Source organism: Actinomadura sp. 6N118 (assembly GCF_044326415.1).
Lineage (GTDB): Bacteria > Actinomycetota > Actinomycetes > Streptosporangiales > Streptosporangiaceae > Spirillospora.
Genome location: NZ_JBIRAZ010000013.1, coordinates 137,843 through 158,070, shown reverse-complemented (window position 1 = coordinate 158,070; position 20,228 = coordinate 137,843). Strand labels below are relative to the sequence as shown.

Sequence of the window (20,228 nt, the reverse complement as noted above, 5' to 3'; positions counted from 1 at the left end):
CCGAAGTAAGCAGGTGTAGCGAAGCGAGCAGGTGTAGCGAAGCGAGCAGGTGTAGCGAAATGAACAGGCGTACCGAAATGAGCAGGCGTTCCGAAATGAGCGCGCCGCTGGTCGTCGTGGGCGACGCCCTGCTGGACATCGACATCGAGGGAAGCACCCGGCGGCTCTGCCCCGACGCCCCCGTCCCGGTCATCGAGGAGGCCACGGAGCTGCCCCGGCCGGGCGGGGCCGGGCTGGCGGCGCTGCTGGCGGCGGCCGACGGCCGTGAGGTCGTGCTGGTCACCGCCCTCGCCGACGACGAGCCCGGCCGGCGGCTGCGCGCGCTCCTCGAGCCGCACCTCGAGGTCGCCGCGTTCCCGCTGCACGGGACCACCCCCTGCAAGGTGCGCGTCCGGGCGCAGGACCAGTCCGTGGCACGCCTCGACACGGGCGACGGCGAAGCGCGCGACGGACCCGTCGGTCCTCGTGTCACCGAGGCGCTCGGCCGGGCGGCCGCCGTCCTGGTCTCGGACTACGGGCGGGGCGTCACCCGGCATGCCGTGGTGCGCACCCTGCTCACCGAGCTGGCGGCCGACGTCCCGATCCTCTGGGACCCGCACCCCCGCGGCGAGGCACCCGTACCCGGCACGCGCCTGCTGACCCCCAACGAGGACGAGGCCGCCCGCCTCACGGCACGCGACGACGTCGATATCGAAGGCTCGGGATTGTCGGCCACCACCCGCCGCGGCCGTTACCTGGCCGAACGCTGGGGTCTCGAAGGCGTCGCCGTCACGCTCGGCGCGGACGGCGCGGTGCTCTGCAACGGGGCGCCCGAGCCGTTCCTGGCACCGGCGGAGGCCTCGCCGGGCGACCCCTGCGGCGCCGGCGACAGCTTCGCGGCCCGGACCACCGAGGTGCTCGCCGACGGCGGGTCGCTCACCGAGGCCGTCAGCGCCGGGGTACGGCGGGCCTCGGACTTCGTCAAGGCGGGCGCGGCCTCGGCCGTCGCCGAACGGCTCGCCCGGACGGGCTCACCCCGGATCCCCCCGCAACGCGGCGACGACGCGTGGGACATCATCGAGTGCACCCGGCGGGCCGGCGGCACGGTCGTCGCGACCGGAGGCTGCTTCGACCTGCTGCACGCGGGACACGTCCGCCTGCTCGAACAGGCCCGGCAACTGGGCGACTGCCTCATCGTCTGCGTCAACTCCGACGACTCGGTGCGCCGCCGCAAGGGCCCCGGCCGCCCGGTGACACAGTCCGCGGACCGCGTCCGCGTCCTGCAGGCCCTGGCGGCGGTGGACGCGGCGGTGATCTTCGAGGACGACACCCCCGTCTCCCTCATCGAACGCCTGCGCCCCGACATCTGGGTGAAGGGCGCCGACTACGCCGGAAGCCCGCTGCCCGAAGCGGGCACCGTCCGCCGCCACGGCGGTGAGGTGGTCCTGCTGCCGCTCCTCGAAGGACGTTCCACCACCCGACTGCTGGCGACCACGAAGGGAATCACCTCATGAACGTGCTCATCACCGGCGGCGCCTCCGGGCTCGGAGCGGCCATCGCCCGCCGGATCGCGGACGACGGCGGGCGCCCGCTGGTCATCGACCGCCATCCGCCGAAGTACGACGTCGAGAACATGCAGGCCGACCTCACCGACCGGCCGTGCACGGAACGCGCCGTGCACAGCCTGGCGCGGCAGGCGGGCGGGCTGGACGCCGTGGTCACCGCGGCGGGCATCGACGCGTGCGGCACGCTGGCCGACATCCCCGCGGAGGACTGGGAGCGGGTCATCCAGGTCAACCTCATGGGGACCGCCGCCGTGGTGCGCGCCGCGCTCCCCTACCTCGTGCACGCGCCGAACGGCCGCGTCGTCACCTGCGCGTCCACGCTGGGGCTCAAGGCGCTCAGCGACGCGACCGCCTACTGCGCGTCCAAGTTCGGCGTGGTCGGCTTCACCCGGGCGCTGGCGGCCGAGCTGGCGGGCCAGGTCGGCGTCACGATGCTCGTGCCGGGCGGCATGGACACCGCCTTCTTCGACGGCCGCGACGAGCAGTACAAGCCCGGGCCGGACGCCCAGCTCAACCGGCCCGAGAACGTGGCCGCCGCCGTGGCGTTCGCGCTGGCCCAGCCGCCCGGCTGCGAGGTGCGCGAGCTGGTGGTCTGCCCCGCGCGGGAGCCGTCGTGGCCCTGAGGGGGCCGGACGTCCTCGTCCTGCGGGCGCTCGGGCTGGGCGACCTGCTGACCGCGGTGCCCGCGCTGCGGGCGCTGCGGCGCGGCCTGCCCGGCCGGAACCTGATGCTCGCGGCTCCCTGGCCGCTGGCCCCGCTCGCACTGCTCACGGGCGCCGTGGACGACGTCCTGCCGACCCCGGATCTGGACGGGCTTCCCGCGTACGGGCCGGTGAGCCTCGCCGTGAACCTCCACGGCAGCGGCCCGCAGAGCCATCGTGCCCTGCAGGCGCTGCGGCCGGGCCGGCTGCACGCGTTCGCCCACCCGGAGGTGCCCGAGGTGGAGGGGCCGGCGTGGGATCCCGGCGAGCACGAGGTCGCGCGCTGGTGCCGGCTGGTCGCCGAACTCGGCCATGACGCCGACCCGGACGATCTCGGCCTTCCGCCGCCGCCCCGGATGTCGCCGGCGCCCGGAGCGGTGGTCCTGCACCCCGGCGCGGGCTTTCCCGCCCGCCGCTGGCCCGTGGAACGCTTCGCCGCCGTCGCCGCGGCGCTGCGCGCCCGCGGTGAGCGGGTCGTGGTGACCGGCGGGCCCACCGAGACCGGGCTCGCCCGGGAGGTCGCCGCGCGGGCCGGGCTCGGCCCCGGCGCCGACCTCTCCGGCGGCACGTCCCTGCTCGAACTGGCCGCGCTGATCGCCGAGGCCCGCCTGGTGATCTGCGGCGACACCGGGATCGGCCATCTCGCCACCGCTTACCGCACCCCGTCGGTGCTGCTGTTCGGCCCGACGCCGCCGGACCGCTGGGGCCCGCCCGAGCGGCCTGAGCACCGGGTCCTCTGGATGGGCCGCCGGGGCGATCCGCACGGCACCGAGCCCGATCCGGGCCTGCTGGAGATCTCCACGGGCCGGGTGCTCGACGCGGCCGTGCACATGCTGATGACCCCTGCACATGCTGATGATCAGGAAGGAGCTCACCATGACATCTCGGCGCGCCGTCGTGACGGGAGGGGCGGGGTTTCTCGGATCCCATCTGTGCCAGGCACTGCTGGGCCAGGGGTTCTCCGTCGTCTGCCTCGATAATCTGCTCACGGGCGCCGCCCGCAACGTCACTCATCTGACCGGACGGGGGGACTTCGAGTTTCAGAGGCGCGACCTGACCGAGCCGATCTGGGTGTCGGGGCCGGTGAGCCACGTGTTCCACTTCGCCTCCGCCGCCTCTCCGGCCGACTATCTCCGGTGGCCGATCCAGACGCTGGACGTCGGCAGTCAGGGCACCCGCAACGCGCTCGAACTGGCCGAGAACAAAGGTGCGCGGCTGGTCCTGGCTTCCACCTCGGAGGTGTACGGCGATCCGCTGGAGCACCCTCAGGCCGAGTCGTACTGGGGCAACGTCAACCCGATCGGGCCGCGCAGCGTGTACGACGAGGCCAAACGGTTCGGGGAGGCGCTCACCGCCGCGTTCCACGAGTCACGCGGGGCCGACACGGCGATCGTGCGCATCTTCAACACCTACGGCCCGCGGATGCGCCCTGACGACGGCCGCGCCATCCCGACGTTCATCCGGCAGGCGCTGGCCGGCGAGGCGCTCACCGTCACCGGGGACGGGTCGCAGACCCGCTCGATCTGCTACGTCGACGACACGATCCGCGGCATCCTGGCTCTGGCGCTGTCCGACCACCCCGGGCCGGTGAACATCGGCAGCCCCTACGAGCTGTCCATGGCCGACCTCGCCCGGCTGATCATCAAGCTCACCGGCTCGCGGTCCCGGCTGCGGTTCATCGAACGGCCCGTGGACGACCCGGCGGTGCGCAGGCCCGATATCAGCCTCGCCAAGGAGGTTCTCGGCTGGGAGCCGGAGGTGTCAGCGGAGGAAGGCCTGCGAAGGACGATCGAATGGTGCGCGAGAGAGCCGCTGCCCGCCCGTTCGGCGTGATCCGGGAGATCCGAATGAGGTAGTTCGTCCTGGGTAGGGCGTCCCTGACAGAGGAATCGCGCGAAAGGAGCGACTCATGCCTGGCCGCCAGGACATGCCGTCGACCCTGCGGCGTTCTCCGGAGGAGGCCCAGGACACCTGGGTGAAGGCCCACGACTCGGCGATCGACCAGTACGGGGAAGGCGAACGCGCGCACCGCACCGCGTTCAGCGCGCTGAAGCACAAGTTCGAGAAGGTCGGCGACCGCTGGCAGCGCAAGGCCGGCGGCAAGAAGGGCCCGTCGGACGCGCAGGCCGCGAAGGGCGAGCCCGCCGCACGCCGGAGCCCCGCCAAGACCGCCGAAGGTGTGGACGCGAACGCCAGCAAGCGGCATCTCTATGAGGTCGCCAAGGAACTCGGCGTCGAGGGCCGTTCCTCGATGTCCAAGGACGAGCTCGTGTCCGCCATCAAGAAGGCCAACCGCCGCAAGACCGCGGCTGCACGCCGGTAGACACCCTGCAAGCAGACAGCACGACCCGATCAACGTGTACGCCGCCGGACGAGGGGCCGGCGGCGTACGCGTTCGCGTGCTGGACGTGTTCTCTGTAGGCGCCTGGATCAGTCCACGTCGACCCAGCCGAACGTGCGTTCGACCGCCTTGCGCCAGCCCGCGTAGCCCTTGTCGCGTTTCTCCTCGTCCCACTCCGGCTGCCAGCGCTTGTCCTCGTTCCAGTTCTGCCGCAGCTCGTCGGTGTTGCGCCAGAACCCGACGGCGAGCCCCGCGGCGTAGGCCGCGCCCAAGGCGGTGGTCTCGGCGACGACCGGCTTGGAGACGGGGACGCCGAGGATGTCGGCCTGGAGCTGCATGCACAGCTCGTTGGCCGTGACGCCGCCGTCCACCTTGAGCACGTCCAGGGTGACCCCGGAGTCCTCCCGCATCGCCTCCACGACATCGCGGGACTGGTAGCAGATCGCCTCCAGCGTCGCGCGTGCCAGATGGGCGTTGGTGTTGAAGCGGGACAACCCGACGATGGCGCCGCGGGCGTCGCTGCGCCAGTACGGGGCGAAGAGGCCGGAGAACGCGGGTACGAAGTAGACCCCGCCGTTGTCCTCGACCTGGCGTGCGAGGGACTCGCTCTGCGAGGCGCCGGAGATGATGCCGAGCTGGTCGCGCAGCCACTGCACAGCCGAGCCCGTCACCGCGATCGACCCTTCGAGGGCGTAGACCGGTGCGCTCTCCCCGAACTGGTAGCAGACGGTGGTGAGCATCCCGGCCTTGGAGCGGACGAGCTCGCCGCCCGTGTTGAGCAGCAGGAAGTTGCCGGTGCCGTAGGTGTTCTTGGCCTCGCCGGGCGCGAAGCACACCTGCCCGACCGTCGCGGCCTGCTGGTCGCCCAGGTCGCCGGAGAGCGCCACCTCGCCGCCGAAGGGCCCGTCCGCACGCGTCATCCCGTACGGGTCGGGCGCCGAGGACGGCTTGATCGTGGGCAGCATGGCGCGGGGGATGCCGAAGAACGACAGCAGCTGGTCGTCCCAGTCCAGCGTCTCCAGGTCCATCAGCATCGTGCGGCTGGCGTTGGTCGGGTCGGTGACGTGCACGCCGCCGTCGGTGCCGCCCGTGAGGTTCCACAGGACCCAGGTGTCGATGTTCCCGAAGACCGCCTCGCCGTTCTCGGCGGCCCCGCGCACGCCGTCGACGTTCTCCAGGATCCACTGGACCTTGCCACCGCTGAAGTAGGTGGCGGGCGGCAGCCCGGCCCGGTGGCGGATCGTCTCGCCGCGCCCGTCACGCTCCAGCGCCGAGGCGATCCGGTCGGTACGGGTGTCCTGCCAGACGATCGCGTTGTAGTAGGGGCGGCCCGTTCGCTTGTTCCAGACGACGGTCGTCTCGCGCTGGTTGGTGATGCCGAGCGCGGCGAGGTCCTGGTGGCCCAGGCTTGCCTGGTTGAGCGTCGTCTGAATGACGGCGCGGGTGCGTTCCCAGATCTCGGTCGGGTTGTGCTCGACCCACCCCGCCCGGGGCAGGATCTGCTCGTGTTCGAGCTGGTGGCGGGCGATCTCGTTGCCGCCGTGGTCAAAGATCATGAATCGGGTGCTCGTCGTCCCCTGGTCGAGCGCTCCGACGAAGTCGGCCATCGGTCTCTCCTGTGGTCAGGACTGGGCGTCGTATTCGGGCTTGGTCTCGGGTGCCGCCTCGGGCGCGGGTTCCGGCGGCAGGTTCCGGCCGATGAGGAAGAGATAGAGCCCCGCCCCGATCACAGCGCCGATGAGCGGGCCGATGATGGGCACCCAGAAGTACAGATCACCGTATTGATCTCGCCAGGCGCCGCCGTATCCGGTGATGTACTGCGCCACCCGCGGCCCGAAGTCGCGCGCCGGGTTGATCGCGTAGCCGGCGTCGGTCCCCCACGCCATGCCGATGGCGACGACGAGCAGGCCGATGACGACCGGGGTGAGGTTGGACAGCGGCGGCAGGTTGCGCAGGTCGGTGAGGGCCATCACCACGAACAGCAGGATCGCGGTGCCGATGATCTGGTCGCGGAAACCGCCCCACATGCTGACGGGCAGCGTTCCGTTGCCCGGAAGGGTGGTGAAGACGCCCTGGGTCTTGATCGTGTGGCCGGGATCGGCCTTGGCCAGCACCTCGGTGTAGTTCCAGCGCACGATCAGCGCGGCGATGAAGGCTCCGGAGGTCTGGGCGATCCAGTACGGAAGGACCTTGCGCCAGGAGAAGCGGTTGAACACCGCGAGCGCGAACGTGACGGCCGGGTTGATGTGCCCGCCGCTGATCGCGGCTGAGACGTAGACACCGAGGATCACCCCGATCCCCCATGCCCAGGCGATGCTGTCGTGGTCACCGATCCCGCCCGCGACGACCTGCGCCACCACCCCCACCCCGAAGAGGATGAGGATCATCGTTCCGGCGAACTCGGCGGCCATCTCACGGGCAAGCGGGGAAAATCTCAGTCGTTCCGCCATCTCTTCTCCTCGGATGAACGGGCGGGTGTGACATGAGGCACAACTTCCGTGAACGTAAGTAACCCGGACCAACCGGTCAACCGGTAAGTCGGGCCAATGTCACCCCGGCGATCATTCCCATCACCCTGGATGGATATGCGGTGGCGTTCAGTGACCGCGGAAGGCCTCCTCCAGCCACCAGGCCGCCTGGTGCCGCGTGACCTTCGCGTCGACGACCATCGGCCGGTCGCGCGGGCCGGCCAGCCACTCCTCCACGGCCCCGAGGCCGGCCCGGTCGCGGACGGTGACGGCGGCACAGCCGAAGCCGCGCGCGATCGCGGCGAGGTCGGCAGGCGGGAAGGTCACGGTGTCGAGCGGATGGCCGTCCGGCCCGAAGTGGTGCACCTCCGCGCCGTACGCCTCATCGTCGTAGATCACCACGAGCAGGCCCAGCCCCAGCCGGACGGCGGTCTCCAGTTCGGCGATCGCCATCAGCGCGCCGCCGTCCCCGAGGGCCGCGACGGTCAGCCGGCCCGGCCGGGCGACCGCCGCGCCGATCGCGGTCGCGAGGCCGAGGCCGATGGACTGGAACGACTGCGTGAACACCAGGCCGTCCGCGTCCGGGACGGCGAGGAACATCGCCGGGTATCCCATGAAGTTGCCCGAGTCGACGGCGACCGTGCGGTCCTCCGGCAGCAGGTCGTCCAGGGCGATCGAGAGCGTCCGCGGGTCGATGTGCTCGTCGTCCGATTCGTCCTTGTACGCCTGGTCGCGCCAGCGCCCCTCGTGCGTGAGCCGCTTGGCCACCTCGGCCGACCGGTAGCCGGCCGAGGCATGCCCGCGCGCGGCGAGCTCGGCGTCGGCCAGCCGTGCCGTCTCGGCCGCGTCCCCGATCAGGCTGAGGTCGACCGGCAGGTGAGCCCCCAGCGCCTCCGCCTCCACGTCGATCTGGACGACCTTGGCGCCCTCGCCGACCAGCGAGCCGTGCCGCATGGTCCACATGTTCAGGGAGCAGCCCCAGCCCACGAGCAGGTCGGCGCCGCTGATCAGCTCGCCGGCGACCGGCGTGGCGAAGCCGCCGCTGACGTCGAGGTCGAACGGGTCGCCGCCGAAGAGCCCGCGGGCGACGGCGGAGGTCGCCAGGAGGGCGCCGCAGCGCTCGCCCAGTTCGCGGAGCGGCTCGGCCGCCGCCGACAGCCGGGCGCCGCGCCCGGCGATGAACACCGGCCGCTCGGCCGCCGCGAGCGCGTCGGCCAGCCGGGCGATCGCGGCGGGCGGCGGGACGGGGAGCAGCGGCACCGGTGCGGCGAGCGGCTTGTTCGCCGGGATGACGACGGGGCCGGGGTGCTCGGCGGCCTGGACGTCGAGCGGCAGGCCGAGCAGGACGGTGCGGCGCTGGGCCACGGCGGTCCGGCAGGCGCGGGCGACGTCGGCCAGCGCCGTCTCCGGCGAGTGGACGCGTTCCGCGACCGCGCCGACCGCCGCCGCGATGGCGGCCTGGTCGATGCGGAAGTTGGACCGCACGGCCGAGGCCGCCACCTCACCCGCCAGCACCAGCAGCGGCGTGCGGCTCTTGGCGGCCTCGGTGATGCCCGTGACCGCGTTGGTCAGCCCGGGGCCCTGGTGCACCGACACCACGCCCAGCCCGCCGCTGACCCGCGCGTACGCGTCCGCCATCGTGGCGGCGCCGCCCTCGTGCCGTGCCGCGACGAACGTGGCGCCGCCCGCGGCCAGGGCGTTGGTGACGTGGAAATTGCCGCTGCCGACGACGCCGAAGACGGTCTCGACGCCGAGCCGGGTCAGGGCGGTCCCCACGGCCTCCGCGACGTTCATCGTTCGACGACGTCTCATCGTTCGACCAGGGCGAGCACCCGGGCGGGGCTGCCGGAGCCGCCCACGATGGGCAGCGGCGCGGCCAGCACGACCGCGCCGCGCACCGGGAGGCGCGCCAGGTTCTGCAGCTGGGTGAGGCCGTACTTGCCGGCGCCGAGAAAGTACGAGTGGCAGGGGAAGGGCGGCTCGAAACCGTGGGCCGCGCCCGCGTCGGTGCCGACGGTCTCGACCCCGAGGCCGATGATGGGCGTCTCCTCGGCGAGCCAGCGCGCGCACTCGGCGGAGACCCCCGGCGAGTGCGGTCCCGTCTCGTCGGCGTTGAGGAACGCGGCGCCGTCGGCGGAACGGGCGTCCCAGCCGGTCCGGTAGAACAGCCACCCGCCGCCTGGCAGCGGCCCGTTGATCTTCTCCCATTCGCGCACGTGATCGATCTCCAGCACGAAGTCGGGATCGGCGGCGGCCTCCGCCGAGGCGTCCAGCACCACGGCGGGCGCCACCAGCCGGCGCGGCTCGACCTGCGAGACGTCCTCCCCGTCCCGCCCGGTGACCCAGTGGACGGGCGCGTCGAAGTGGGTGCCGACATGCTCGCCCGTCTGAATGTCGTTCCAGTACCAGGCGGGGCCCCGGTCGTCGTACCGGCTGATCTCGCGCAGCGCGAACGGGACCGTGTTGGAGAAGGGCTCCGGCAGCTGGAGGATCGGCGTCGACTCCGACAGCGGCGCGGTGAGATCGACCACCTCCACCGATCCGGCGGCGAGGGCCTTCAGCAGTTCGGCGAGCACGGACATCGTTCCTCCCATGGCACGGCGCGCGGTGATCCGAACGTATCGGCATAAGAGGTGCACAGGAAGTTGGCTGCGCTCTGTATCCGGGTGGCCCGTGTTCCTGTGACCCGTGTTGTACTGAGCAGCGTGACGGGAGCAGAGGCAAGGATCACCACGGGACGGATCCGCGGCCGGTCGCACGACGGGATCACCGTCTTCAGGGGGGTGCCGTACGCGGCGGAGCCGTTCGGCCCGAACCGCCTGGCCGCGCCGGCTCCGGCCGCCTCCTGGGACGGGACGCGCGAGGCCGTCGCGTTCGGCCCGCGCACGCCCCAGGCCGGCATGGTGCCCGGTTTCCCCGGCTGGACGCCCGCCGAGGGGCTGGACTGCCTGACGGTGAACGTCTGGACGCCCGACCACGGCGGCTCAGGGCTCCCGGTCATGGTGTGGGTGCACGGCGGCGCCTACCTCGTCGGGATCTCGTCCCAGCCCGAGTACGACGGCGCCACGCTCGCCGCCGACGGCGTGGTCGTGGTGACGATCAACTACCGGGTCGGGATGGAGGGCTTCGGCTCGGTCGAGGGCGCGCCCGCGAACCGGGGCCTGCTCGACCAGATCGCGGCACTGCGCTGGGTCCAGGACAACATCGCCGCGTTCGGCGGCGACCCCGGGCAGGTCACGATCTTCGGCGAGTCGGCCGGAGCGGGCTCGATCGCCGCCCTGCTGGCCATGCCGGCGGCCCGCGGGCTGTTCCGCCGGGCGATCACGCAGAGCGTGCCCGGCACGTTCTTCGCGCCGGAGTTCGCGCACCGGCTCAGCACGGCGATCACCGCGGAGGCCGGCCGCTCCCCTGTCCTCGCGGATCTCGCGGACGTCTCCCCCGAGGTGCTGGTCGCGGCGGCGGAGACGATGACGGCCAAGCTGCAGGACGACCACCCCACGTGGGGCCCGATCGCGAGCACGCCCACGCCGTACTCCCCGATCGTGGACGGCGAGGTGCTGCCCACCACGCCCTGGCGGGCCCTCGCGGACGGCGCCGGGCGCGACCTGGAGTTGATCGTCGGCTTCAACCGTGACGAGTTCCGGCTGTTCCTGGCGCTCGCCGGGCGGTTCGGCACCCTCGGGGACGAGCATGTCACCAAGATCATGAAGCACCTGGTCCCGCCGGGCGGCGCCGCCGCCTACCGGGCCGCGCACCGCGACACCCCCGCCGAAGACCTCTACAGCCTAGTGTTGTCGGACTGGCTCTTCCGCATGCCGAGCGCGCACCTCGCCGACGCCCACGCCGCCGCGGGCGGCAAGACCTTCGCCTACGAGCTGGCCTGGCCCTCCCCCGCGCTGAACGGGATGTTGCGCGCGTGCCACGCCCTCGACGTCCCCCTCACGTTCGGCAACCTCGACAAGGGTGTCGCGGAGCTCGTGGTGGGAGATCCGATACCGGACGAGGCGGCCGAGCTCTCCACGCAGTTCCGTGCCGCGTGGACCGCGTTCGCCACGACCGGTGACCCGGGATGGCCCGCCTACAACCCGGCGGCCGCCGTCACCCACGTCTTCGACAGCTTCACCAAGGACGTGCGTGACCCGCAGGCCCTGTCCCGCAGGATCTGGGCCGCCCATCACTTCGATCCGCTGGAGTAGCGGTGACCCGCGGTTCCGTCACCTCTCGCGTCCTCAGCATCCTGGCGGCGTTCTCACCCGAGCGTCCCGCGCTGACCCTGTCCGCGATCAGCCACCAGACCGGCCTGCCGGCCCCGACCGTGCACCGGCTTCTCGGCGAGCTGACCCAGTGGGGCGCCGTCGAACGGGACGAGCACGGCATGTACCGCATCGGGCTGCGTCTCTGGGAGGTCGCGGCACTGGCTCCGCGCGGCTTCGGCCTGCGGGAGGCCGCGATGCCGTATCTGGAGGACCTGTACGAGGCGACCCATCAGAACGTCCAGCTGGCCGTCCTGGACGGGCTGGAGGTAGTCTACGTCGAACGGATCGCGGGCCGCGACGCGGTTCACGTCTTCACGCGGGTGGGCGGGCGGTGGCCCGCCCATGCGACCGGAGTCGGCCTGGCCCTGCTCGCCCACGCGGACACCGAGCTGCAGGAGCGCGCGATCGGCGGTCCGCTGCGCCGGTACACCGCCAACACCATCGTGTCCGGCACCGAGTTGCGCCGGACCCTGGCCGAGGTACGCCGCACGGGCGTCGCCATCAGCGACGGGCAGGTGGAGACGATCGCGCTCTCGGTCGCCGCGCCCGTGTTCGGCCCGGCCGACAAGGTCGAGGCGGCGGTCTCGGTGGTCGTCCCCTCCCACGGGTACGACTGGCGGGTGCTGGTGCCCGCGGTACGGGCGGCCGCTCGTGGCATCTCGCGGTCGCTAGGCTCCCCGCGCGCGGCGCGGACGCCGAGTTCCGCGGTGCGCGGGAGCGTTGAACGCCCCTAGGTTGCGCCCCTAGGTTGCGCCCCTAGGTTGAACGCCCCCTGGAGTGAGAGCGGAGTGAACGCGATCACACAAGCTTTTCCATCAGATGGAACTCGCGTGGTCGGGCGCGGGGCGCCCAGGCGATTGTCAGGCCATGGGATTTGCAACCGACCAGTGGTACGTCGCCGCTTACGCCGAGGAAGTCGGCGAGGGCCTGCTGGCCCGCACCATCTGCGGCGAGCCGATCGTCTTCTACCGGACCGGCGCCGGGGACCCGGTGGGCCTGGCTGACCGGTGTGTCCACCGCCGCTTCCCGCTCTCGGAGAGCGTCCGCGACGGCGACCAGATCATCTGCGGCTATCACGGCTTCACCTACGCTCCCGACGGCGCCTGCGTCGCCGTCCCGGGCCAGGTCCGCATCCCGCGCACCGCGCGGGTGCCCGCCTACCCCGTGGTCGAGCAGGACTCGCTGGTGTGGGTGTGGATCGGCGACCCGGGCAAGGCGGACCCGGCGGCCATCCCGCGCGCGCCGTGGCTCGCGATGGACGGCTGGGTCACGGTGCGCGGCATGGAGCCGCTAGCCGCACGGTACGAGCTGCTCATCGACAACCTGCTCGATCTCTCCCATGAGACGTATCTGCACGCGGGCTACATCGGCACTCCCGAGGTGGCGCAGACCCCGATCACCACGGAGGTCGACGACGAGGCCGGGGTCGTGTACGTCAGCCGCCGGATGAAGGACGTGGAGTGCCCCTCGTTCTACGCCGACTCGACCGGGATCCAGGGACGCATCGACCGGTGGCAGGACATCGAGTACCACCCGCCGTGTCTCTACCTGCTGCACAGCCGCATCGCGCCCACCGGGGTGGAGCCCGGGCCCGAGGCCGACGACCCGGCCGCCTGCCACGCCGAGATCGTGTACGCGATCACCCCCGAGACCGAGACGAGCACGCACGACTTCTGGATGGTGGCCCGCGACTTCGCCGTGGACGACGAGGCCGTCTCCTCGTTCCTCGCCGAAAGCAACCGCACGGTCGTCCTCCAGGACGTCACCGCCCTGAACATCCTCGAGAAGGTCATCGCCGCCGAGCCCGAGGGATACCAGGAGCTCAGCATCAACATCGACACCGGCGGACTGGCCGCCCGCCGGCTCCTGCGCCGGCTGACGACCACATGAGCCACGCCGCGACGGCCACCAGCCGGCTTCGGGTGATCTGGGAACCCGGATCGGATGTGCTGGTCGGCATCTGCCATTGCGGGGCGGAGCACCGGGCCGAGGATCCCGTGGGGGTCTGGCGGTGGCTGCTCTCCCATCCCGACCACGAAACGGACCAGCGGTGATCCACGAACCCGAGACCACGGTCGTCGTGGCGCGCAAGGAGCCGCTCGCCGGCGACGTGGCGGGACTGACGCTGCAGGCTCCGGACGGCGGCCCGCTGCCGCCCTGGGAGCCCGGCGCGCACATCGATCTCGTGCTCGGCGACGGGCTGGTCAGGCAGTACTCCCTCTGCGGGGATCCGGCCGACCCGTATACCTGGCGGGTGGCGGTGCTCCGGGAGGAGAACGGCCGCGGCGGATCGGCCCACGTCCACGACCGGCTCGCCGAAGGTGACCGGCTGACCGTGCGCGGGCCGCGCAACCATTTCGTGTTCACCCCGTCACGCTCACGCTGCCTGTTCATCGCGGGCGGGATCGGGATCACGCCGATCCTGCCCATGGTCGCGGCGGCGGAGGCGGCAGGCGCTGACTGGCGGCTCGTCTACGGTGGCCGCCGGCGCTCCTCGATGGCGTTCCTGGACGAGCTGGAACGGCACGGCGACCGGGTGGAGACGTGCCCGCAGGACGAGACCGGTCTCCTCGATCTCGACGGCCTGCTCGGCGAACCCCGTGCGGACACCCTGGTCTACTGCTGCGGCCCCGAGGCGCTGCTGGCCGCGGTGGAGGAACGCTGCGCCGCGTGGCCGCCCGGCTCCCTCAGGGTCGAACGGTTCGCGCCGAAGCCCGAGGCCGGGGCCGCGTCGCGGGAGGCCTTCGAGGTCGAACTCGCCCTCAGCGGCCGCACGCTCCAGATCCCTCCTGACCGCTCCATCCTGGAAGTCCTCGAATCCGCCGGTGTCGCCGTGTTGTCGTCCTGTCAGGAGGGCACCTGCGGTACCTGCGAGACGGCTGTGCTCGACGGCGTGCCCGACCATCGCGACTCGGTGCTCACCGAAGAGGAACAGCGCGCGGGCGACCTGATGATGATCTGCGTGTCGCGGGCCGCCGGTCCGCGGCTGACGCTGGAGTTGTGAGGCCCCCGGGACTGACGTTGTGCAGACTATTGACGGCTGCAACGTAGACGCCTATGTTCGCAGCAGGCTCGCGGCGACGCCCCACCCCCAGGAGGTCTCCAGTGCGCAGACTCGTCCCCCTCCTCACTCCCCTGGCCGGCATGGCGGCGCTCGTCCTTTCGCTGTCGGCATGCGGCTCCGGTGACTCCGGCGGCTCCGGCTCGACCATCAAGGTCGGCTTCATCGAGTCCCTCACCGGAAACTACGCCCCGCTCGGCGGCGAGGCCAAGAAGACCGTCGACCTGGCGGTCGAGCAGATCAACACGGCGGGCGGCATCAACGGCCGCAAGCTGGAGCTGACCACCCTCGACGACAAGACCGCGCCCGACCAGGGCGTGCTCCACTTCAACAAGCTCAAGTCCCAGGGCGTGGCCGCCGTCATCGGGTCCACGTTCTCCAACGTCGGCCTGGCGGTCGAGCCGCTCGCCGAGCGCGCCAAGATCCCCTATATCTCGCTGGCCCCGGCCGACGAGCAGGTCGACCCGGTGCGCAAGTACACGTTCGTGGTGCCGGCGATCTCATCGCGGTACGCCGAGGCCCTGCTGCAGTACTTCCAGGCTCACCGGATCTCCAAGGTCGCCGTGGCCTACGACACCAAGAGCGCCTACTCCAAGGCGGGCTTCGCCGGGATGCAGCGGTACGCGGGCCAGTACGGCGTGCAGATCGTCAAGACCGAGCCGTACGAGACGACCGCCACCGACTTCAGCCCGGTGTTCACCCACGTCCGCGGCTCAGGAGCGCAGGCCCTGGTCGCCTGGGCGAGCGGCGCGCCGGGCGTGACCCTCGCCAAGCAGTACGCCGGCGCCCGCCTGGGCATCCCCCTCGTCATGACCGCCTCGCAGGCCACCAAGCTCTGGCTGGAGCCGGTCGGCACCGCGAGCGAAGGGGTGTACGTGCAGAGCGCCATCGGCGTCGTCGAAGAGTTCCTGCCGGACGGCAAACTCAAGCAGGCGGTCCGGGAGATGTCAGTGCCGTTCCGGACCAAGTACGGGTACGCGCCGCCCCAGTTCGCCATGGACGGCTACGCGGGCGTCAAGCTGCTGGCCGCCGCGATCGAGAAGGCGGGCGAGCCCGACCGGGACAAGATCCGTGATGCGCTGGAGACCTTGACCCTCGTCACGCCCTGCGGCAAGTACACCTATTCGGCCAAGGACCATTCGGGCCTGCGTCCTACCGACATCTCCATGAACCAGGTCAAGAGCGGGAAGCTCGTGCCGGTCCCCTGGTCCCGCACCCAGCTCGCCAAGACCGCCGCGGCGGCGGGATGAGCGCCGTCCTCACCGTCGACTCGGTCGCCCGTGCCTTCGGCGGCGTCTACGCCGTGCGCGACGTCGGGCTCACCGTCGCGGCCGGCGAGACACGGGGGATCATCGGCCCCAACGGAGCGGGCAAGTCCACCCTCTTCAACCTGATCAGCGGCCACCTCGCCGCCGACCACGGCACGATCCGCTACCGCCCGAACGGGGAGGAGCGGCGCATCGACAGGCTCAGCGCGCACGCACGGGCCCGGCTCGGCATCGCGATCGTCTTCCAGGCGGCCCGGCTGTTCCACGGGATGACCGCGCTGGAGAACGTCATGGTCGGCGCGCACGCCCGCACCCGGCACGGCTTCCTGGCCGCGGCGCTCCGGCTGCCCCGGCACCGGCGAGAGGAGGCAGCGATCAAGGCCGACGCCCTGGCGGCGCTCGACCGGGTCGGCCTGCGGGAATGGGCGGGGCGCCCCGCCGACGCGCTGCCTCTCGGCCAGCAGCGCTCGCTCCAGCTGGCCCGCGCGCTGTGCGCCCAGCCCCACCTGCTGCTCCTGGACGAGCCGGCCTCGGGATTGCGCGCCAGCGAGCGGGAGGCGCTCGCCCAGCTGATCGAGAGCCTGCGCGCCGACGGGCTGACGATGATGCTCATCGAGCACGACGTCACGTTCGTGTCCCGCCTCGCCGACCGGATCAGCGTGCTCGACCTCGGCCGCCTCATCGCCGAGGGCACGCCGGAGCAGATCCGCGCCGACGAGAGCGTGGTCGCCGCCTACCTCGGGCAGGAGACGGCCGGGGCCGCCGGATGGGAGGCCGCCGGATGAACGACCTGGTGCTGGAGGTGAGCGGCCTCGTCGTGCGGTACGGCAACGCCACCGCCCTGGACCACGTCACCCTGCACGTCGCGGCCGGTGAGATGGTCGCCCTGGTGGGACCCAACGGCGCGGGCAAGTCCTCCCTCGTCAACGCGATCATGGGGCTGGTCCGCCCGGCGGGGGGCACCGTGCGCCTGGAGGGCCGCGCGGCGCTCGTCCCCGAGGGGCGGCAGATGTTCCCCGATCTGAGCGTCGACGACAACCTCGCGCTGGGGGCCTGGCGGCGGCGCCGCGAGGGTGCGTCGGCACGGGACACCTCATGGGTGTACGAGGTCCTGCCCGAGCTGGCACGCCTGCGCCGCCAGAAGGCGGGTTCGCTGTCGGGCGGTCAGCAGCAGATGGTCGCGTTCGGCCGGGCCCTGATGGGCGATCCGGCCGTGCTCATCGTGGACGAGCTGTCGCTCGGCTTGGCCCCGCTGGTGACCACGACGCTCGCCGGGCACCTGCGGCGGCTCAACGCGGAACGCGGCCTGGCGGTCGTCCTCATCGAACAGAACGCCCGGCTGGCCTTCGATCTGTGCACCCGCGCCTACGTGCTGGAGGCAGGCAGGATCCGGGCCGAGGGTCCCTGCGCCGAGCTGGCCGAGAGCAGTGACGTCGTCGCGGCCTACCTGGGGGTGACGCCGTGAGCGACCTCCTGCAGTACCTCGTCTCCGGGCTGGCCGTCGGCTGCGGCTTCGCGCTTCTCGCCAGCGGTCTGGTGACGGTCCACCGCGTCAGCGGCACCGTGAACTTCGCCCAGGGCATGTTCGCCGTCGTCGCGGGACTCGCCGCCGGCTCGTTCCTGTCGGCCGGTCTGCCCCACGGCGTCGCCGAGATCGCGGCGGTGGCCGCCGCCGGTGCCGTCGGGCTGCTCACCGGCCTGATCGCCACCGGAAAGCCCGGCACCGGTCCCCGGGCCGCACTGATCATCACCCTCGGGCTGGGCTTCGTCGCGTACGCCGTCGAGATCATGGTGTGGGGCGACGGACCGCGCTCACATCCGGGGCTCGGCGGGACGATCCAGCTCGGCGGCGCGTACGTCCAGAAACAACATCTGCTCGTCATCGCCGCCACCGCGCTGGTCTTCACCGCGCTCGGCCTGTTCTTCTCCAGGACCTACCTCGGCAAGGCCCTGAGCGCCGCCGCGTCCAACCCCTACGCGGCGCGCGCCGTGGGCATGAACGTCACCCGCATGGGACTGGCGGCCTTCGCGCTCGGCGGCGTGCTCGGCGGCACGGCGGGGGTCCTGCTGACGCCGATGTTGCCCATCTCGTTCAACAGCGACGTCCTGCTCATCACCAACGGGTTCGCGGCCGCGATCCTCGGCGGCCTGAACAGGCCGGGGCTGGCCCTCGCCGGTGCGCTCACCCTGGGCGTCGCCGAGGCGCTGGTCGCCGGGTACCTGGACGCCTCGTACCAGACCGTGGTCGCCCTGATCCTGATGCTGGCGATCATGATCTGGCAGGCCTCGCGCCGGACCGCGCTCGACTTGGAGGCCGCACGGTGAGCCATCTCCTCCGTTCCCGGGGCACCCTGGCCGCCGTGGCCGTCGCGGTCGTGGCGGCGGCCATGCCGGTGCTGCTCCCCCCATCGCAGGTGCCGGTGTACGTGCTGCTCCTGCTGGCCGCCATCGTCGTCACCGGCCTGTCACTGCTCATGGGGTACGGCGGGCAGGTCTCCCTCGGCCAGGCCTCGTTCTACATGATCGGCGGCTACAGCGCGGCGCTGCTGGCCGTCCACGGCCTCCCCACCTGGCTCGCGCTGCTCGCCGCCCCGGTGATCGCCACGGCCGCCGCGGCACTGATCGGCGTCCCGCTGCTGCGGTTGCGCGGCCACCATCTGGCGTTCGCCACCCTCGCCGTCCAGCTGATCCTGCTGAGCCTGGCCGGACGGCAGGAGTGGGCGGGCGGCGACATCGGGCTGCAGGGCATACCCCAGCTCGAGGTCGCCGGATACGCGTTCGCCGACGACATCTCGTACGCCTACCTGGCCCTGGCCGCCCTGGCCGTGGTCGTACTGATCGCGAGGAACGTCGTCGACTCGCGACCCGGGCGCGGCCTCCGCGCGCTGGCCACCAGCGAGGTGGCCGCGGAGTCCTCGGGAGTTCCGGTGGCGGGATACAAGCTGGCGGTGTTCAGCCTGTCGGCCGGCTTCGCCGGGCTCGCCGGCGGTGTCTACGCCTTCTTCATCGGATACGTCGCGCCCGGGTCGTTCCCCGTCCTGCTCTCCTTCGAGTACGTCGTCATGGTCGTCGTCGGCGGCACCGGCACGATCTGGGGCGCCCTCGCGGGCGCCACGGTGATCACGCTGCTCCTCCAGCTGCTCAACAACATCGGCACGATGGAGGGCATGCCCGCCGCCGCGCCCTCGGTGTTGTCGTACGCCGTCTACGGGTTGCTGCTCGTCCTCGCGATGCTCTTCATGCCGCAGGGCCTGGTGCGGGGACTGGCGCTCTCAAGCCGGCTTGAGGTCAGATGGGGCTCATGGAAGACGATCTCATCTCGATCGGGGAAGCGGCGGCGACGTTCGGCATGACGGTCTCCGCGCTGCGTTACTGGGACGACTGCGACCTCGCCGTACCGGCCGAACGGCGCGGCGGCCGGCGCTGGTATGGCCCGGCAGAGCTGCACCGGATCGCCCTCATCCGGATAATGCAGGAGACCGGCCTCATGAGCCTGGACGAGATCAGGCATGTGCTGGCTGCGGCACCGGACTGGCGCGGGTCGGTGGCGGGCCGTATCGAGGCCATCGGCGCGCAGATCGAACGGCTCACCACCGGCCGCGCCTACCTGGAGCACCTCCTCACGTGCCCGCGGGATGACCCGGCGGGCGGATGCCCGCATCTGCGCGAGGCGACCCGGAAGTGGATCGAGGATGGGATCCCCTTCCAGGCATGAGGATCAGCAGGGCGGCCGCCGCCAGGACCACGGCCCCGGCAGCGACCAGGCTCGTGCGCAGCCCGGCCTCGAGTCCCCCCGAGCCGGCCGCGACGGTGCCGAGCACGGCGATGCCGAGCGCGGTGCCGGCCTGGCGCGCCGTGTTGACGGTCGCCGAGGCGATGCCCGTGCGCTCCCTGGGCACGATCTCCAGCACGGCCGCGGCCGCCGGAGTGATCGCGAGCCCCTGCCCGGCGCCCGCCACCACGAACAGCACGCTGATCGCCAGGTAGGGCGTGCCCGCGTCGAACATGCCCATCCCGGCGAGAGCCACGCCGGTCAGGGTGTAGCCGAGGACCATGGGCCGCCGGGCCCCGAACGCCGCGGTCAGCCGCCCGGCCACCACCGCGGCGGGCATGATGGCGAGCGTCATCGGGAGCAGCAGCACCCCGGTCTCCATGGCCGAGTATCCGCGCAGCTCCTGCAGAATCAGGGACAGGGCTCCCGGGATGACGATGGCCGCCGCGACGCCCTGCACCACCCGCCCCGCGACCAGGACGCCCAGGCTCGATGCCGCCGCGCAGACCACCGAACCGGCCACGAAGAGCCCGATGCCGCTCAGGAAGAGCCGTTTGCGGCCGAACCGGTCGCCGAGCGCGCCGCCCGACAACATCAGCGCGGCCAGCGGCACCGTGAAGCCGTCGGCGACCCACTGGAGCCCGGTCACATCGGTGTGCAGGTCCGCCTGGATCTCCGGCAGCGCCACATTGACGATCGTCAGATCAAGGAGCGCGATGAACGTGCCCATGAACGCTGAGATCAACAGGCCTGTCCGGCCTTTTCCCGCCATGTTCCCTCCGGTTCGGGACGCGGTCGCGCGGATGTTCCGCGCGCC

Annotated in this window: 20 protein-coding genes; 15 read left to right on the top strand and 5 right to left on the bottom strand. The window is 72.0% G+C overall.

Features of this window, described 5'->3' with window-relative positions:
- Positions 1 to 59: 59 nt before the first annotated feature.
- From rfaE2 to ACH34W_RS31325, 5 genes are all read left to right on the top strand, one after another.
- Positions 60 to 1,493, top strand: coding sequence for a D-glycero-beta-D-manno-heptose 1-phosphate adenylyltransferase (gene rfaE2 / locus ACH34W_RS31345; protein WP_395964737.1), 1,434 nt, complete (start codon positions 60 to 62; stop codon positions 1,491 to 1,493).
- Positions 1,490 to 2,167, top strand: a complete 678-nt coding sequence (locus ACH34W_RS31340; protein ID WP_395964736.1) for an SDR family oxidoreductase — start codon at positions 1,490 to 1,492, stop codon at positions 2,165 to 2,167. Before rfaE2 ends, ACH34W_RS31340 begins: the two co-directional genes overlap by 4 nt.
- The gene (locus tag ACH34W_RS31335; RefSeq protein ID WP_395964735.1) at positions 2,158 to 3,225 is read left to right on the top strand and encodes a glycosyltransferase family 9 protein; all 1,068 of its coding nucleotides are present in this window, start codon (positions 2,158 to 2,160) and stop codon (positions 3,223 to 3,225) included. Before ACH34W_RS31340 ends, ACH34W_RS31335 begins: the two co-directional genes overlap by 10 nt.
- Entirely contained in the window at positions 3,122 to 4,078 is a 957-nt protein-coding gene (locus ACH34W_RS31330; RefSeq protein ID WP_395964734.1) for a UDP-glucuronic acid decarboxylase family protein, read from the top strand. Before ACH34W_RS31335 ends, ACH34W_RS31330 begins: the two co-directional genes overlap by 104 nt.
- A 76-nt stretch (positions 4,079 to 4,154) precedes the next feature.
- Positions 4,155 to 4,568 carry a ChaB family protein gene (locus ACH34W_RS31325; protein WP_395964733.1) on the top strand — a complete coding sequence of 138 codons (414 nt, stop codon included), beginning with the start codon at positions 4,155 to 4,157 and terminating at the stop codon, positions 4,566 to 4,568.
- Between the two features lie 107 nt (positions 4,569 to 4,675).
- Here ACH34W_RS31325 and glpK read toward each other — a convergent pair whose 3' ends face one another.
- The 4 genes from glpK to ACH34W_RS31305 all read right to left on the bottom strand — a co-directional run bounded on the left by glpK (position 4,676) and on the right by ACH34W_RS31305 (position 9,636).
- Entirely contained in the window at positions 4,676 to 6,193 is a 1,518-nt protein-coding gene (gene glpK, locus ACH34W_RS31320) for a glycerol kinase GlpK (protein WP_395964732.1), read from the bottom strand.
- A gap of 15 nt (positions 6,194 to 6,208) precedes the next feature.
- Positions 6,209 to 7,036 (bottom strand): MIP/aquaporin family protein, encoded by an 828-nt coding sequence (locus ACH34W_RS31315; protein WP_395964731.1) that lies wholly within the window; start codon positions 7,034 to 7,036, stop codon positions 6,209 to 6,211.
- 147 nt (positions 7,037 to 7,183) lie between these two features.
- Positions 7,184 to 8,848, bottom strand: coding sequence for a thiamine pyrophosphate-binding protein (locus ACH34W_RS31310; protein WP_395964730.1), 1,665 nt, complete (start codon positions 8,846 to 8,848; stop codon positions 7,184 to 7,186).
- 14 nt (positions 8,849 to 8,862) lie between these two features.
- Positions 8,863 to 9,636: a cyclase family protein gene (locus ACH34W_RS31305; RefSeq protein WP_395964729.1), complete on the bottom strand. Its 774-nt coding sequence runs from the start codon at positions 9,634 to 9,636 to the stop codon at positions 8,863 to 8,865.
- A 123-nt stretch (positions 9,637 to 9,759) separates the two neighbouring features.
- Between ACH34W_RS31305 and ACH34W_RS31300 the strand changes: the two genes are divergently transcribed.
- The 10 genes from ACH34W_RS31300 (at position 9,760) to ACH34W_RS31255 (ending at position 19,354) form a co-directional block, all read left to right on the top strand.
- Positions 9,760 to 11,250, top strand: a complete 1,491-nt coding sequence (locus ACH34W_RS31300; RefSeq protein WP_395964728.1) for a carboxylesterase/lipase family protein — start codon at positions 9,760 to 9,762, stop codon at positions 11,248 to 11,250.
- Positions 11,251 to 11,252: 2 nt separating this feature from the next.
- The gene (locus tag ACH34W_RS31295; protein WP_395964727.1) at positions 11,253 to 12,044 is read left to right on the top strand and encodes an IclR family transcriptional regulator; all 792 of its coding nucleotides are present in this window, start codon (positions 11,253 to 11,255) and stop codon (positions 12,042 to 12,044) included.
- A gap of 133 nt (positions 12,045 to 12,177) precedes the next feature.
- On the top strand, positions 12,178 to 13,200 hold the full coding sequence (locus tag ACH34W_RS31290) for a Rieske 2Fe-2S domain-containing protein (protein WP_395964726.1): 1,023 nt from the start codon (positions 12,178 to 12,180) through the stop codon (positions 13,198 to 13,200).
- Between the two features lie 160 nt (positions 13,201 to 13,360).
- A complete protein-coding gene (locus tag ACH34W_RS31285) occupies positions 13,361 to 14,314 on the top strand; it encodes a PDR/VanB family oxidoreductase (protein WP_395964725.1) in 954 nt (317 codons plus the stop codon).
- A gap of 101 nt (positions 14,315 to 14,415) precedes the next feature.
- On the top strand, positions 14,416 to 15,621 hold the full coding sequence (locus ACH34W_RS31280) for an ABC transporter substrate-binding protein (protein WP_395964724.1): 1,206 nt from the start codon (positions 14,416 to 14,418) through the stop codon (positions 15,619 to 15,621).
- Complete coding sequence (locus ACH34W_RS31275) at positions 15,618 to 16,424, top strand: ABC transporter ATP-binding protein (RefSeq protein WP_395964723.1); 807 nt, start codon at positions 15,618 to 15,620, stop codon at positions 16,422 to 16,424. Before ACH34W_RS31280 ends, ACH34W_RS31275 begins: the two co-directional genes overlap by 4 nt.
- Positions 16,421 to 17,104, top strand: a complete 684-nt coding sequence (locus tag ACH34W_RS31270) for an ABC transporter ATP-binding protein (protein WP_395964722.1) — start codon at positions 16,421 to 16,423, stop codon at positions 17,102 to 17,104. Before ACH34W_RS31275 ends, ACH34W_RS31270 begins: the two co-directional genes overlap by 4 nt.
- Positions 17,101 to 17,964, top strand: a complete 864-nt coding sequence (locus ACH34W_RS31265; protein ID WP_395964721.1) for a branched-chain amino acid ABC transporter permease — start codon at positions 17,101 to 17,103, stop codon at positions 17,962 to 17,964. Before ACH34W_RS31270 ends, ACH34W_RS31265 begins: the two co-directional genes overlap by 4 nt.
- Positions 17,961 to 18,992: a branched-chain amino acid ABC transporter permease gene (locus ACH34W_RS31260; RefSeq protein ID WP_395964720.1), complete on the top strand. Its 1,032-nt coding sequence runs from the start codon at positions 17,961 to 17,963 to the stop codon at positions 18,990 to 18,992. Before ACH34W_RS31265 ends, ACH34W_RS31260 begins: the two co-directional genes overlap by 4 nt.
- Positions 18,941 to 19,354, top strand: a complete 414-nt coding sequence (locus ACH34W_RS31255) for a MerR family transcriptional regulator (protein ID WP_395964719.1) — start codon at positions 18,941 to 18,943, stop codon at positions 19,352 to 19,354. The genes ACH34W_RS31260 and ACH34W_RS31255 overlap by 52 nt, the downstream gene beginning before the upstream one ends.
- Here the strand turns inward: ACH34W_RS31255 and ACH34W_RS31250 are convergent.
- The gene (locus ACH34W_RS31250; protein ID WP_395964718.1) at positions 19,260 to 20,183 is read right to left on the bottom strand and encodes an MFS transporter; all 924 of its coding nucleotides are present in this window, start codon (positions 20,181 to 20,183) and stop codon (positions 19,260 to 19,262) included. The genes ACH34W_RS31255 and ACH34W_RS31250 overlap by 95 nt on opposite strands.
- Between the last annotated feature and the right edge of the window lie 45 nt (positions 20,184 to 20,228).

Excerpts from the sequence above, each read along its gene's own strand:
- rfaE2 (WP_395964737.1), top strand. The coding sequence starts at position 60 with ATGAACAGGCGTACCGAAATGAGCAGGCGTTCCGAAATGAGCGCGCCG.
- ACH34W_RS31340 (WP_395964736.1), top strand. The coding sequence starts at position 1,490 with ATGAACGTGCTCATCACCGGCGGCGCCTCCGGGCTCGGAGCGGCCATC.
- ACH34W_RS31330 (WP_395964734.1), top strand. The coding sequence starts at position 3,122 with ATGACATCTCGGCGCGCCGTCGTGACGGGAGGGGCGGGGTTTCTCGGA.
- ACH34W_RS31325 (WP_395964733.1), top strand. The coding sequence starts at position 4,155 with ATGCCTGGCCGCCAGGACATGCCGTCGACCCTGCGGCGTTCTCCGGAG.
- glpK (WP_395964732.1), bottom strand. The coding sequence starts at position 6,193 with ATGGCCGACTTCGTCGGAGCGCTCGACCAGGGGACGACGAGCACCCGA.
- ACH34W_RS31315 (WP_395964731.1), bottom strand. The coding sequence starts at position 7,036 with ATGGCGGAACGACTGAGATTTTCCCCGCTTGCCCGTGAGATGGCCGCC.
- ACH34W_RS31310 (WP_395964730.1), bottom strand. The coding sequence starts at position 8,848 with ATGAACGTCGCGGAGGCCGTGGGGACCGCCCTGACCCGGCTCGGCGTC.
- ACH34W_RS31305 (WP_395964729.1), bottom strand. The coding sequence starts at position 9,636 with ATGTCCGTGCTCGCCGAACTGCTGAAGGCCCTCGCCGCCGGATCGGTG.
- ACH34W_RS31290 (WP_395964726.1), top strand. The coding sequence starts at position 12,178 with ATGGGATTTGCAACCGACCAGTGGTACGTCGCCGCTTACGCCGAGGAA.
- ACH34W_RS31275 (WP_395964723.1), top strand. The coding sequence starts at position 15,618 with ATGAGCGCCGTCCTCACCGTCGACTCGGTCGCCCGTGCCTTCGGCGGC.
- ACH34W_RS31270 (WP_395964722.1), top strand. The coding sequence starts at position 16,421 with ATGAACGACCTGGTGCTGGAGGTGAGCGGCCTCGTCGTGCGGTACGGC.
- ACH34W_RS31255 (WP_395964719.1), top strand. The coding sequence starts at position 18,941 with ATGGAAGACGATCTCATCTCGATCGGGGAAGCGGCGGCGACGTTCGGC.
- ACH34W_RS31250 (WP_395964718.1), bottom strand. The coding sequence starts at position 20,183 with ATGGCGGGAAAAGGCCGGACAGGCCTGTTGATCTCAGCGTTCATGGGC.